At 70.7% G+C, this 13,729-nt stretch carries 11 protein-coding genes; 4 read left to right on the top strand and 7 right to left on the bottom strand.

Features of this window, described 5'->3' with window-relative positions:
• Positions 1 to 252 precede the first annotated feature (252 nt).
• The gene (locus tag ACGFR7_RS08265; RefSeq protein ID WP_393314722.1) at positions 253 to 2,466 is read left to right on the top strand and encodes an ATP-dependent RecD-like DNA helicase; all 2,214 of its coding nucleotides are present in this window, start codon (positions 253 to 255) and stop codon (positions 2,464 to 2,466) included.
• A gap of 178 nt (positions 2,467 to 2,644) precedes the next feature.
• The gene (locus ACGFR7_RS08260) at positions 2,645 to 3,934 is read left to right on the top strand and encodes a citrate synthase (RefSeq protein ID WP_393314719.1); all 1,290 of its coding nucleotides are present in this window, start codon (positions 2,645 to 2,647) and stop codon (positions 3,932 to 3,934) included.
• A gap of 482 nt (positions 3,935 to 4,416) precedes the next feature.
• Here ACGFR7_RS08260 and ACGFR7_RS08255 read toward each other — a convergent pair whose 3' ends face one another.
• Positions 4,417 to 4,704 (bottom strand): heavy-metal-associated domain-containing protein, encoded by a 288-nt coding sequence (locus ACGFR7_RS08255; protein ID WP_393314716.1) that lies wholly within the window; start codon positions 4,702 to 4,704, stop codon positions 4,417 to 4,419.
• Positions 4,705 to 5,053: 349 nt separating this feature from the next.
• Here ACGFR7_RS08255 and ACGFR7_RS08250 point away from each other — a divergent pair, with 349 nt between their 5' ends.
• Complete coding sequence (locus ACGFR7_RS08250) at positions 5,054 to 5,749, top strand: DedA family protein (RefSeq protein ID WP_393314714.1); 696 nt, start codon at positions 5,054 to 5,056, stop codon at positions 5,747 to 5,749.
• 210 nt (positions 5,750 to 5,959) lie between these two features.
• Here the strand turns inward: ACGFR7_RS08250 and ACGFR7_RS08245 are convergent, their stop codons facing one another.
• On the bottom strand, positions 5,960 to 6,991 hold the full coding sequence (locus ACGFR7_RS08245; protein ID WP_393314711.1) for a Gfo/Idh/MocA family oxidoreductase: 1,032 nt from the start codon (positions 6,989 to 6,991) through the stop codon (positions 5,960 to 5,962).
• Between the two features lie 276 nt (positions 6,992 to 7,267).
• Here ACGFR7_RS08245 and ACGFR7_RS08240 point away from each other — a divergent pair, with 276 nt between their 5' ends.
• On the top strand, positions 7,268 to 8,458 hold the full coding sequence (locus ACGFR7_RS08240; RefSeq protein WP_393314708.1) for a LacI family DNA-binding transcriptional regulator: 1,191 nt from the start codon (positions 7,268 to 7,270) through the stop codon (positions 8,456 to 8,458).
• Positions 8,459 to 8,636: 178 nt separating this feature from the next.
• Here the strand turns inward: ACGFR7_RS08240 and ACGFR7_RS08235 are convergent, their stop codons facing one another.
• From ACGFR7_RS08235 to ACGFR7_RS08215, 5 genes are all read right to left on the bottom strand, one after another.
• Complete coding sequence (locus tag ACGFR7_RS08235; protein ID WP_393314705.1) at positions 8,637 to 9,560, bottom strand: 2-dehydropantoate 2-reductase; 924 nt, start codon at positions 9,558 to 9,560, stop codon at positions 8,637 to 8,639.
• Positions 9,561 to 9,655: 95 nt separating this feature from the next.
• On the bottom strand, positions 9,656 to 9,850 hold the full coding sequence (locus ACGFR7_RS08230) for an AlpA family transcriptional regulator (protein WP_086721239.1): 195 nt from the start codon (positions 9,848 to 9,850) through the stop codon (positions 9,656 to 9,658).
• Positions 9,851 to 10,356: 506 nt separating this feature from the next.
• Positions 10,357 to 10,722 carry a peptidoglycan-binding protein gene (locus ACGFR7_RS08225; RefSeq protein ID WP_393314702.1) on the bottom strand — a complete coding sequence of 122 codons (366 nt, stop codon included), beginning with the start codon at positions 10,720 to 10,722 and terminating at the stop codon, positions 10,357 to 10,359.
• 102 nt (positions 10,723 to 10,824) lie between these two features.
• Positions 10,825 to 12,345 carry a sugar porter family MFS transporter gene (locus ACGFR7_RS08220; RefSeq protein ID WP_393314699.1) on the bottom strand — a complete coding sequence of 507 codons (1,521 nt, stop codon included), beginning with the start codon at positions 12,343 to 12,345 and terminating at the stop codon, positions 10,825 to 10,827.
• A 282-nt stretch (positions 12,346 to 12,627) separates the two neighbouring features.
• Positions 12,628 to 13,647, bottom strand: coding sequence for a Gfo/Idh/MocA family protein (locus tag ACGFR7_RS08215; protein WP_393314696.1), 1,020 nt, complete (start codon positions 13,645 to 13,647; stop codon positions 12,628 to 12,630).
• Positions 13,648 to 13,729 lie beyond the last annotated feature (82 nt).

The following is a 13,729-nucleotide window of genomic DNA, read 5'->3' as shown; positions in this document are numbered from 1 at the left end:
GGGCCCCTCGATAATGATCCGGCGATCCGGCGATCCGGAGGTGACCTGGTGTTCCGGAAGGGATCCGGCGATCCGGCGATCCGGAGGTGACCCGCTGTTCCGGAAGGGATCCGGCGATCCGGCGTTCCGGAGGTGACCTGGTGTTCCGGAAGGGATCCGGCGATCCGGAGGGCGGTCCGGAGGGGACCCGGCCCGATCCGCGTGCGTCCCGCCTCCCGGCGCGATGTCAGACCCCGGCGGTACGGTCGGTCCATGGTCAACGCAGCCGTGATCGAAGGGGTCCTGGAGCGGATCACCTACGCCAACGAGGAGAACGGCTATACCGTCGCGCGGGTCGACACCGGCCGTGGCGCGGGCGATCTGCTGACCGTCGTCGGCGCGCTGCTCGGGGCGCAGCCGGGCGAATCGCTGCGCATGGAGGGCCGCTGGGGCTCCCACCCCCAATTCGGCAAACAGTTCACCGTCGAGAACTACACCACCGTCCTGCCCGCCACCATCCAGGGCATCCGCCGCTACCTTGGCTCCGGCCTGATCAAGGGCATCGGCCCGCGGATCGCCGACCGCATCGTCGAGCACTTCGGCACGGACACCCTCGACGTCATCGAGACCGCTCCCGCACGCCTGGTGGAAGTACCGGGCCTGGGCCCCAAGCGCACGAAGATGATCGCCGCCGCCTGGGAGGAGCAGAAGGCCATCAAGGAGGTCATGGTCTTCCTCCAGGGCGTCGGCGTGTCCACCTCCATCGCGGTGCGGATCTACAAGAAGTACGGCGACGCCTCCATCTCCGTCGTCCGCAACCAGCCCTACCGCCTGGCCGCCGACGTCTGGGGCATCGGCTTCCTGACCGCCGACCGCATCGCGCAGTCCGTGGGCATTCCGCACGACAGCCCCGACCGCGTCAAGGCGGGCCTGCAGTATGCGCTGTCGCAGTCCACGGACCAGGGTCACTGCTTCCTGCCCGAGGATCAACTGATCGCCGACGCGGTGAAGTTGCTCCAGGTGGACACGGGCCTGGTCATCGAGTGCCTGGGCGAGCTGGCCGCGGACCCGGAGGGCGTGGTCCGCGAGCAGGTGCCGGGCGACGGGGACGGCGCGCCGCCGGTCACCGCCGTCTACCTGGTGCCCTTCCACCGCGCCGAGATCTCCCTGGCCGGCCGGCTGGCCCGGCTGCTGCGCACGGACGAGGACCGGATGCCGGCGTTCCGGGACGTCGACTGGGACAAGGCTCTGGCCTGGCTGATGCGGCGGACGGGCGCCGAGCTGGCCCCCGAGCAGCAGCAGGCGGTGCGGCTGGCGCTGACCCGGAAGGTGGCGGTCCTCACGGGCGGTCCGGGCTGCGGCAAGTCCTTCACGGTCCGTTCCGTCGTCGAGCTGGCCCGCGCCAAGAAGGCCAAGGTGGTGCTGGCGGCGCCCACGGGCCGGGCGGCCAAGCGGCTCTCGGAGCTGACCGGCGCCGAGGCCTCCACGGTCCACCGGCTCCTGGAACTCAAGCCCGGCGGGGACGCCGCCTATGACGCGGACCGGCCGCTGGACGCCGATCTGGTGGTGGTCGACGAGGCCTCGATGCTGGATCTGCTGCTCGCGAACAAGCTGGTCAAGGCTGTGCCGCCGGGCGCCCATCTGCTACTGGTCGGGGACGTCGACCAGCTGCCGTCGGTGGGCGCGGGCGAGGTGCTGCGCGATCTCCTCGACCGGGCCGGGCCTGTGCCCGCCGTCCGGCTGACCCGGATCTTCCGCCAGGCCCAGCAGTCCGGGGTGGTCACCAACGCCCACCGCATCAACTCCGGCGTCCCGCCCCTGACCACCGGGCTGACGGACTTCTTCCTGTTCGCCGAGGAGGACGCCGAGCGGGCCGGGCAGCTGGCGGTGGACGTCGCGGCCCGCCGGATCCCGGAAAAGTTCGGCCTCGACCCGCGCCGGGACGTCCAGGTGCTCACCCCGATGCACCGCGGCCCTGCCGGTGCGGGCGCCCTGAACGGCCTGCTCCAGCAGGCCGTCACCCCTGCCCGTCCCGACCTGCCCGAGCGCCGCTTCGGCGGCCGGGTCTTCCGCGTCGGCGACAAGGTCACCCAGATCAGGAACAACTACGAAAAAGGCCTCAACGGCGTGTTCAACGGCACGGTCGGCGTGGTCACCGCCCTGGACTCCGACGAGCAGCGGCTGACCGTGCGCACCGACGAGGACGAGGAGGTTCCCTACGACTTCGACGAACTCGACGAACTCGCCCACGCCTACGCCGTGACGATCCACCGCTCGCAGGGTAGTGAGTATCCAGCGGTGGTGATTCCGGTCACCACCAGTGCCTGGATGATGCTGCAGCGCAATTTGTTGTATACCGCCGTGACCCGGGCAAAGCGCTTGGTGGTGCTCGTCGGCTCCCGCAAGGCCTTGGGGCAGGCCGTCCGCACGGTCTCCGCCGGTCGGCGGTGTACGGCACTCGATCACCGGCTCGCCGGTGCGATATGAGAGGTCCCCCCTCTTTCCCATTCGGGGCGAAGGGGGGCAGGATGGGCACTCAGACGGCACTGAGTGCCGCAGACAGGCCCTATGGCCGACCCCGAGTGCACAACCAAGGCCCAAATGGGGGAAGGTATAGGCAGTCAGGGCACCTCGAAGAAGAGGCACAACGTCGGTGAGGGATGACGTGAGCGACAACTCTGTAGTACTGCGTTACGGGGACGGCGAATACAGCTACCCGGTCGTCGACAGCACCGTTGGCGACAAGGGCTTCGATATCTCGAAGCTTCGCGCCCAGACCGGTCTGGTGACCCTGGACTCCGGTTACGGCAACACCGCGGCGTATAAATCCGCGATCACCTATCTCGACGGTGAGAACGGGATTCTTCGTTACCGCGGCTACCCGATCGAGCAGCTCGCAGAGCGCAGCACGTTCGTCGAGACCGCGTACCTCCTCATCCACGGTGAGCTGCCCACCGTCGATGAGCTGGCGAACTTCAAGCAGGACATCACTTACCACACCCTGCTCCACGAGGACGTCAAGCGCTTCTACGACGGCTTCCCCCGGGACGCCCACCCGATGGCGATGCTGTCCTCGGTCGTCAGCGCGCTGTCGACCTTCTACCAGGACAGCCACAACCCGTTCGACGAGCAGCAGCGCCACATCTCCACGATCCGGCTGCTGGCCAAGCTCCCGACGATCGCGGCCTACGCGTTCAAGAAGTCGGTCGGCCACCCGGTCGTCTACCCGAGCAACGACCTCGGGTACGTCGAGAACTTCCTGCGCATGACCTTCTCGGTGCCCGCCGCGGACTACGACCTCGACCCGGTGGTGGTCAGCGCCCTCGACAAGCTGCTGATCCTGCACGCCGACCACGAGCAGAACTGCTCCACCTCCACGGTCCGGCTGGTCGGCTCCTCGCAGGCGAACCTCTTCGCCTCGATCTCCGCCGGCATCAACGCCCTGTGGGGCCCCCTGCACGGCGGCGCCAACCAGTCCGTGCTGGAGATGCTGGAGGGCATCCAGGCCAGCGGCGGCGACGTCGACTCCTTCATCCGCAAGGTGAAGGACAAGGAAGACGGCGTGAAGCTCATGGGCTTCGGGCACCGCGTCTACAAGAACTTCGACCCCCGCGCGAAGATCATCAAGGCGGCGGCGCACGACGTCCTCTCCGCTCTCGGCAAGTCCGACGAGCTGCTGGACATCGCCCTCAAGCTGGAGGAGCACGCGCTCTCCGACGACTACTTCGTCGAGCGCAAGCTCTACCCGAACGTCGACTTCTACACCGGCCTGATCTACCGGGCCATGGGCTTCCCGACCGAGATGTTCACCGTGCTCTTCGCGCTCGGCCGGCTGCCCGGCTGGATCGCCCAGTGGCACGAGATGATCAAGGAGCCCGGCTCCCGCATCGGCCGCCCGCGGCAGATCTACACCGGTGTCGTCGAGCGCGACTTCGTTCCGGTCCAGGAGCGCTGACCCTTCCGGGGCCGGCTCCCCGCACGCAAAAAAGAAGCGCCCCGCCTCCGGATCCCCCCACGGGTCCAGAGCGCGGGGCGCTTCCCTTGTCCCGGTTGGATTCCCCCCACGGGATCCGTCCGGGCGTTCCGGGTTGCACCGCGATCTGCCGGGACGCGCACATTCGGGAGGGCCGCTCAAAGCTCCCCGGGCACGTCGCCCCGGCCACGCGTAGCCGTGCACGATCCCCCAAGATCAGCACGGCTGTTGCAGTGCAAGCCCCGCCGGGGTGCCTGCACTTGCCCGGTTAGACTCACGACCCCCCTCAATGGTTACGTTCGGGAGAGTGTGATCTGGGTCTCCTGGCATATGGGGGCGAATGCGGTCAAGGGCCTCCATCTGGAGATCGAGGCCCCTGGGTATGGGTGTTGTGTCGGTTGTAAGGGCCGTGTGAAGTTTCCTGATCGCGGGGCTGCCGGCAACCGTGGAGGCCGCCAGGCGCGTCAGGCCGCCTGCCCCACGAGCTCGTAGCCGGCCTCGTCGACGGCCGCCCGTACCGCGTCCTCGTCCAGCGGGGCCTTGGAGGTGACGGTCACCAGGCCGGTGGCCGCGACCGCCTGCACCGCACTCACCCCGGCGAGTTCGCCGATCTCGGACGACACCGCCCCCTCGCAGTGGCCGCAGGTCATGCCGGTGACCCGGTACGTGGTGGTCACCTCGCCGACCTGGACGTCGGTGCCGCCGGAGTGGCAGGAGCCTTCGGGGGTGCAGCAGGGGCTGTTCTCGGCCATGGGGGATTCTCCTTGTGGTGCCGATGTGTTCTGTGTGGCGCCGGCGTTTTCGGTATGGCGCTGTGTGGCGTTTTCGGTATGGCGCGGTGTGGTCCGTGTGGTGCCAGGTCGTGGTGTTCCGTGCGGTGTCACGTGCCGGGGAGGCGCGGGCGCGGCGAGTGGCTGACTCCGACTGCTGCCTATGCTCCCGATGCCTCCCGACGCTCGGCAGTTTATACCCCTAGGGGGTATCAATCCAGCTTCCGGGCGTGACCGCCCCGTCGCCCCGCGCCCCACCACGTTGCCGCACGCCGCGCCACGCGTCAGCCTTGGGATATCGGGCTCGGGGCGGATCCGAGGAGGCGGCCGTATGGACGTACTCGCCCTCTACGGCCTGCTGGTGCTCACCACGCTGCCACCGCTGATCCCCAACTCGGCGCTCCTTGTCACGACCGGAGTACTCGCCTCCCGGGGCGAGGTCTTCCTCCCCCTCATCCTGCTGACCGTCGGCGGCAGCGCACTGCTCGGGGACCTCCTCATGTACGCCGCCGCACGGCGCTTCGGGGAGCCCGTACGGACCTGGATGCGCGGCAACCCCCGCCGCCGGGCACTGCTGGAATGGACCTCAGGCCGCATCCAGCGCTACGGCCTGCCCTTCGTGATCGCCGTACGGTTCCTGCCCAGCGGCCGGATCGTCGGCGCCCTGGCATCCGGAGTCCTGCGCTACCCGGTGCGCAAATACGCGCTCGGCGCCGCCCTCGCCGAGGCGACCTGGGCGACGTACTCGGTCGGCCTCGGCTACGTGGGCACCGCCACCACCGGCCGCCCGCTCTACGCCGTCGGCGTCGGCTTCGGCGTCTCCTGCGCGGTCGCCGCGGCCGGCGCCGCGATCCAGTGGGCCGCCCGCCGCCGCACCTTGCGCGACCCTCCGGAGGAGAGCGGCGAGGGCGAGGGCGGCGGGACCTCCGAAGGGGGTGACGGCGGCCGGGGCGAGGGGCGGGGCGGCCGGGCCTCGTCCACGGTGTCGGCGCGATTGTCAGTGGGTGCGCCTACAGTGCAGACATGACGTTGATTACGCAGAGTGACTTATCGAGTGGCTTGCGGGGCGGCTTATCTGCCGGCTCGATTGCCGGCTCCGCTGCGGGTGCGGCTGCGGGGGCGGGTATGAGTGCGGGTGCGGGTGTGAGCGCGGGGGTGAGTGCGCGCGGAGACCTCGGGCGGCGGCGGGGGAAAGGGGCGCCGGTGACGGGACACCGGCCCCGGGGGCCGTCACCGCTCAGTCGCGCGGGACCACATCACCTGCGGTGGCCCGGACAGCCGCCAAGGCGACCGGCTCACCGGTGCGCCTCGAACGCTCACACGCCTCGGCGATATACAGCGCCTCCAAGGCCTCCGCCGGTGAGCACGGGCTCTGCACACGCCCCGCCGCGACCTCGACGAAGACACCCAGCTCGGTGACGTACGCGTCGTGGAAGCGCTCCATGAACGTGGCGTACGGGTCGGCCGCCTGCTGCCACGACAGCTTCGGCTCGGCGGACGGCAGCGGCGCACGGTCGTCGAGGCCGACGAAGCGGGCGCCCTCGGAGCCGCAGACCTCCAGCCGGACGTCGTGCCCCGCGCCGTTGTAGCGGGTCGCCGTGACGGTGGCCAGGGTGTCGTCGTCGAAGCGCAGCAGCGCCGCGCAGGTGTCCACGTCATCGCCGTCGGCGAAGAAGGACGCGCCGCGGTTGGCGCCCTGGGCGTAGACCGAGACCACCTCACGGCCGGTGAGCCAGCGCAGGATGTCGAAGTCATGGATGCTGCAGTCCCGGAACAGCCCGCCGGAGGTGGGGATGTAGCCGGCGGGCGGCGGCGTCCGGTCACTGGTGCAAGCCCGCAGGGTGTGCAGCCAGCCCAGCTCACCGGAGTGCAGCGCCTCGCGGGCGGCGCGGTAACCCGCGTCGAAGCGGCGCTGGAAACCGATCTGTACCGGCACGGAGCCGGTCTGCGCCCGCTCCACCACGCCGACGGTGCCGGGCACGTCCAGCGCGACCGGCTTCTCGCAGAACACCGGCACTCCGGCGTCCAGGGCCTGGTGGATCAGCGTGGCGTGTGCGCTGGTCGCGGCGGTGATCACTACGCCGTCGAGGCCGTCCGCGTACATCTGCTCGATGCTCGCGGCGGACCGTACGCCCAGGGTCTCGGCCAGCGACGCGGCACGTGCGGTGTCCGCATCCGCGACGGCGACGCCGGTGACGCCCGGGACGCTCAGCAGGGTGCGGGCATGGAACGCGCCGATGCGCCCGGTGCCGATCAGACCGATCTGCATGCCTCGGTTCCTTTCCGGGGGGAGGGTGCGGATGAGGAGGGGTGCGGAGGGGAGGGGGAGCGGCGGGGGAGGGGGCGAGGGGGGCGAGGGGGCGGGCTAGGTGGGGGGAGGGCGAGGTGGGAGAAGGGGGTATGTACGTCCGTCCCCTCCCTTTGGAACGGTCCAATCATCGCTGTCACGGGCACCCTGCATGTCCTGATGTCCGCATGTCAACCGTTCTGCAGGGGCGCATGGTGGTGCATTGACGCCGAACTGGCCCGATGGGAGGCTCGGCATATGGAACGGTCCAATCAGCGCCCCGACGGGAGATCCGGCGAACAGCCCGGAGGGCGGGACGGAGAGCAGGACGGAGAGCGGGACGGAGAGCAGGACGGAGAGCAGGACGGAGAGCGGGACGGAGCAGAGCCCGGCGAGCGGTTCGGCGTGCGGCCGGGAGCGGACCGGCATCCGACGATCCGCGGTGTCGCCGAGCGTGCGGGCGTCTCCAAGTCGCTGGTCTCGCTCGTGCTGCAGGGCTCACCGCGGGTCAGCGAGGCCAGGCGGCAGGCCGTGCTGGCGGCGATCGAGGAGCTGGGCTACCGGCCGAACGCCGCGGCCCGCAGTCTGGCCGCACGCCGTACCCACACGGTCGGCGTGCTGCTGCACGATATGCGCAACCCCTGGTTCGTCGAAGTGCTCGACGGTCTGAACTCTCTGCTGCAGGCGCACGGTCTGCGGATGCTGATGATCGACGCCCGGCTGGACCGGCGGGCCGGCCAGGACTTCGCCCACACCTTCCAGGAACTGCGGGTCGACGGCATCGTCATCGTCGGCACGCTCCCGGACACCGGCGGCCTCGCAGAGGTCGCGGAGCGGCTGCCGACCGTCATCGCGGGCAACCACGAACCGCGGCTGCCGCGTGTCGACCTCGTCGCCAACGACGATGAGCGCGGCGCCCGGCTCGCCACCGAACACCTCATCGCCCTCGGCCACCGCCGCATCGCCCATATCGCCGGAGCGGGGCAGGTCGGCGAGCTGCGCCGCCGCGGCTTCGAGGCCGCCATACGCTCCCACGGCCTGTCGGCGAGCGCCGTCGTGGAGAGCGGCGACGGAACCGAGGAGGGCGGCTACCGTGCGGCCGTCCGGCTGCTCCACCCCTCGCGTGCCACCGGACACCCTGCCCCCGAACGTCCCACCGCCGTCTTCGCGTTCAACGACATCTCCGGCGTCGGCGCACTGTCCGCCGCCCAGGAGCTGGGGCTGGACGTCCCCGCCGATCTCTCCCTCGTCGGCTACGACAACACCTACCTCGCCCGCATCCGCCACCTCTGGCTCAACTCGGTGAACAATGCCAGCCACGAGGTCGGCCGGCGGGCGGCGCGCTGTCTCCTGGACCGCATGGAGCGCCCGGATGCCCCGGCCGGGCAGCAACTCGTGCCCCCGGAACTGGAGATCAGGGGCTCAACGGCACCACCCCGGACCGTCTGACCCACGCCCGGCATCCTTGCCCGGGCGTCCTTGCCCGGCCGTCCGCCCCGCGCGCGCGTCCGCCCCGCGCCCGTCCGCCCGGCGCCCGTCCGCCCGGAGCCCGTCCGCCCCGCGCCCGTCCGCCCGGCGCCCGCGCGATCTTGCCCGGGCCCGTCCGCCCCGCCCCGCGCCCGCCGCCTTACGCCGTCGCGCCCCGCAGTTCGCGGTCCACCGCCCGTAGCAGGGTCAGCAGCATCCCGTTCAACGGAGTGGCGATGCCGTGCCGTTCACCGGCCCTGACCACCGCGCCGGTGATGAACTCATGCTCCAGCGGGCGGCCCGCGAGGCGGTCGTAGAGCATCGAGGAGCCGCCGTCCCGGGGAGCGGTGGCGTACAGCTCAAGCGTCCGGGAGATATCCGCTTCACCGATGTCCGCTCCTTCGGCGCGCGCGACGACAGCCGCCTCACGCAGCAGATCGCGGGTGAGCGCGGCCATCTCCGGGTCGGCGAAGATCCCCGTCCGCTGCTGGAGAAGAGCGGTGATCGGATTGGCCGCGAGGTTGGTGAACAACTTGCGCCAGGCGGCCGTGGTGAAGTCGGGCACGCGATGCACCCGCAGCTCGCTGCCGTCCAGCAGGGCGGCGAACCGGTCCGCCAACGGGCCCTCGGGAACGTGCAGTTCACTGGCGACGTGATGCAGGATCCGGCCGGGCGCGGTGCGCTCCGCCGAGATGTAGACCACGGTGGGGAGGATGCGGGTGCCCCGGGGAACGAGCGGAGCGACGCGCTCCTTCAGGCCGATGCCGTTCTGCAGCACCGCGACCGCGGTGTCCCGGCCGCACAGCCGCCGCAGCCAGCCCTCGGCGCCCGCGGTGTCCTGCGCCTTGGTGGTCAGCAGTACCCAGTCGACCGGCCCCACCTGCGCCGGATCGGTGACGATACGCACCGCCGCGGGCCGGACCGTGCCGCCGCTCTCGATGCTCAGACCGTTCAGCGGGCTGCGTACGCACAGCGTGACGTCGAGCCCGGCCCACCGCGCCAGGGCGGCGGTGTAGCCACCGATCGCGCCGCCGCCGATCACCGCGATCCGGGCGGGTGCCGCTGCTGGGGAGGTCCGGGGCATACCTCGATCGTAGAGCCGGGGGAGCCTGACGGGTGGGTGCAGCCCGGGCCCCGGCGTCGCCCGGGAGCGGGGGCCCGGGGCCGTACCGGTGGCTCTCAGCGCCGGCCGCGTTGGCCCGGCCGCTGCGCCACCCACGCTCTGACCGTGTCGGCGAACCAGTACGGTTTCCCGCCCTCCACCAGATCCGGTTCGGGCAGCAGTCCGTGCTTGCGGTAGGAGCGCACGGTGTCCGGCTGCACCTGGATGTGCGCGGCGATCTCCTTGTACGACCAGAGCTTGCGGTCGGTCATCTCTGCCACCTCCTGAGCGCCGTACGCAGGGTCGGCCCGAAGGAGCCGGCAGGGGGCTGCGTACGGCCTGGTGATCACTCACCCTGTGCCTGGACAACGACACCGAGTAACCATGAGGGAGGGGCTGTTGATCGGCTGTGACGGAAACCCCGCGTAACGGTGACAGCCGTGACCCGAGCCGGATGGCTGTGACGGGGGCGGGACGGGCCGGAACGCCGGGGGCACGGGGCGGGTCGGTCCGGTACGGGGCGGGGCGGCTCGGAACGGCAGCGGGTCGGAACGGGGACGGGCCGGCTCGGAACGGCGGCGGACGCCTGACAAGCGCCCCGTCCGGGCCCGGGGCGGCGCACACAGCCGTGAGCGGGTCGAACGGCCGAGGGGCGGGGCGGAAGCAGTCGTGTGGCGGGTCGGTTCCCAGATGGGGACCGGCCCGCCACACGTACACCGGCGGTTCTGACGGACGGACGGACGGCCGACCGGCCGACCTGCTGCCCGAGCGCGGCGGATCAGGCGTAGAGCGCCCGCCAGGTCTTCTTGTCGACCTTGCCGTTGGCGGTCAGATGATGCCGGGACTGGAACTTCTTCACCGCGGCCAGGGTCTTGGGGCCGAAGTACCCGGTCACATCTCCCCAGGGGAGATAGCGGCGGTTCGCCAGCAGGCACTGCACCTGCGAGACGCGGTCGCCGCGCTGACCGTAGACGGTGAGAGCGGTTCCGTTGTAGTAGGCGCAGGCGGCCAGCGTGCCGGGCCGGCCACCTGCCGGACTGTCGGCGGACGCCGCACCGGTGAGCAGTCCGGCGGTCAGCAGCCCCGCGGTCGCGGTCAGGACGGCCGTGCGCTTGACGGCTTGGCTGAGAGCATGGGCATTCACGAATTCCCCCGTTTCCCCCGTTGGATGTGATTCCACCCGTTCTGACGCCGGGAGAGCGGTCCGTGGTTCCGGCACCGCCTCGGCACTTGGCACCCGGCGCCGTCAGCTCCGGTCCGGAGTCCCGCCCGGGTTCCCGCTGGGAGTCCCGCCCGGGTTCCCGCTGGGAGTCCCGCCCGGGTTCCCGTTGGGAGTCCCGCCCGGGTTCCCGCTGGGGCTCCCATTCGTGGCCGCCTTGCGCAGCTCGTGCTCCAGATCCTCCAGGGCGAGCCCCTTCGTCTCCGGTGCGTACCGCTTACAGAAGACCAGGGACAGCACACACATCACGCCGAAGAACCAGAACGTGGTGCCGGCGCCGACCGCGTCGAGCAGCAGCGGGAAGGCGAGCGCGACCCCGAAGTTGACCATCCACATCATGAACACCGCTGCGCCCATGGCCAGTCCGCGCACCTTGAGCGGGAACATCTCGGCGAGCAGCAGCCAGACACCCGTGTTGAGCGTGGCCTGCATGAACGCCATGTAGAGAACCATCAGACCGAGCACGAGGGCGCTGACGGCGGTGGAGTGCGGCAGGCGGAAGGCGGCACCGAGCAGGGCGAGCGAGACGGCCATACCGGCCAGACCCGAAAGCAGCATGGGCCGGCGGCCGACCCGGTCGATCAGGGACATCCCGATCGCCGTGGCCAGGACGGAGATCGCGCCGATCGCGATGGTGGCGGTGATCGAGGCGCCGGTGCCCAGACCGGTCGACGCCAGGATCTTGGGCGCGAAGTAGACGACGGCGTTGACCCCGGTGATCTGCTGGACGGTCGCCAGACCGATGCCGACCAGCAGCAGCCGCCGCACCCACGGTGTGCGCAGCTGCTGCCATGCGCCGCGCCGGGCGTCGGCCTCCAGGGCGCGGGCCTGACCGATACGGGCAAGCTCGGCGGGTACGTCCTCGGCGGGCAGCGTACGGTGCAGCACCCGGCCCGCCTCGTCCGGCCGGCCCTTGCTGATGTACCAGCGTGGCGTGTCGGGCAGGAAGAACAGCCCGACGAACAGTGCCACGGCGGGCAGCGCCGCAAGGCCCAGCATCCAGCGCCAGGCCGCCCAGTGCGCCAGCACGGCGTTGATGAGGTAGGCGAGCAGCTGACCGCTGACGATCATCAGCGAATTGAAGGAGACCAGCCGGCCGCGGATGTGCGGGGGCGCGATCTCCGACAGGTACAGCGGGGTGATGACGGAGGCGCTGCCGACGGCGAGCCCGAGGACGAAGCGCGCCACCGTCATGAAGGGAACGCTCGGCGAGAGCGCGACGGCCAGCGCACCACCGATGAACACGGAGCCCGCCCACAGCAGGGAGTTGCGCCGGCCCAGCGTATCGGCCATCCGGCCGCCGATCAGCGAACCGAAGGCCGCGCCGATCAGCAGCGCGCTGGTGATGATGCCCTCGCCCAGAGAGGTGAGGCCGAAATGGCTCTCCATGAAGGGGAGGGCGCCGGAGATCACTCCGGTGTCGTAGCCGAACAGGGCGCCGCCGAGGGCGGCAATGGCAGCGATGCCGACGATGAAGCGCTTGGCGCTGCGGGCCCGCACGTTCTCGCGCGGGCCGGCGGACACCATCTGGCTGGTCGGAGCGGCCATCCTCAGCTCCGGTACGCCGTGCCGGCCCACCCGGCGGCCGGGGCCGGGGGCGGGGTCAGGGCCGGTGTCGGCGTCGGCGTCGGTATCGGTGTCAGCGTCGACGGGGCCGTGAAGGGGCGGGCAGGCGAGGGGCGCGTGGGTATGAGGCCGGTGCGGAGCGGGTCGGCGTCAGGAGCGACGTACATGGTGCGGGGCCTTTCGGTGGTGCGGGGCCTTTCGGTGCGGCGGGCCTTTCCGTGGAACGGGCCTTTTCGGTGGGGCGCCCTTTCGGTGGGACACACGTCAGCGGTACAGCGACGGCCGCTCGATCAGTTCGACGGTCACCCGCTCGCCGGTGGACTGGGCCCGTACGCCCGCCTCGCACACCGCGGCCGCGGCGTAGCCGTCCCAGCAGCTGGGGCCCTCTACCTCGCCGCGCCGGGTGGCGTTCACCCAGCGCTGCACCTGCCGGTCGTAGGCCTCCTCGAAGCGCTCCACGAAACCGGGGGTGATGGTGCCACCCCAGCGGCCTGATGTATTGCTGAACACTCCGTGGTCGTCACCGATCCGGGCGGAGCCGCCCTCGCAGACCGCCTCGCAGCTGACCTGGTAGCCGAAACCGCAGTTGACGAAGATTTCGGTGTCCACGACCTGGCCGCCCGCGGTCTCGAAGAGGACCAGCTGCGGGTCGCTGAGGCCCTCCGGTGCATTGCCGGTAGGGGCCGGGCGCAGCACCCGGACCGCGGTGATCTCCTCCTCCAGGAGCCAGCGGGTCACATCGATCTCATGCACCACCGAGTCATTGATCATCATCGCGTTGGTGAAGCCGGGCGGGGTGTCGGCGTTGCGGTGCTTGTTGTGCAGCATCAGCGGGCGGCCGTAAGCGCCCTGTTCCAGAAGGGACTTGAGGGTGCGGTAGTCGGCGTCGTAACGGCGCATGAAACCGACCTGGACGCGGCGGTGCCCCAGCGCCTGCTCGGCCTCCAGGACGCGCAGCGCGGAGGCCGCGTCCGGTGTCAGCGGCTTTTCGCACAGCACGGGCAGATCGCGCGCGAAGGCGTCCAGCAGCGCTGCCTCGTGTGCGGGCCCTGGTGAGGAGATCAGTACGGCGTCCACCGCGGGGTCGTCCATGGCGGCGGCCGGGTCGGTGTAGGGGGTGCACCCGTCGATGCCGTCGGCGAGGTGCTTGATGCGGTCCGCATCGATGTCGACCACGGCCGCCACCCGGGCACCGCTGATCACCTCATTGATCCGGCGTACGTGGTCGGCGCCCATCCGGCCGGTGCCGATGACCGCCACGCCGAGCGTTTCGTGCGAAGTCATGTCGTCCTCAAGTCCTTACGTTTCCTTGCGTGCTACAGAGTGTGATGTACGCTGGGAACTGATTACTCTCCGTAATCGTTGC

Origin of the sequence: Streptomyces sp. NPDC048516, assembly GCF_043199875.1 — a bacterium.
Classification (GTDB): domain Bacteria; phylum Actinomycetota; class Actinomycetes; order Streptomycetales; family Streptomycetaceae; genus Streptomyces.
Note: the sequence above shows the minus strand (reverse complement) of the source record. Positions and strands in the feature narration are given on the sequence as shown.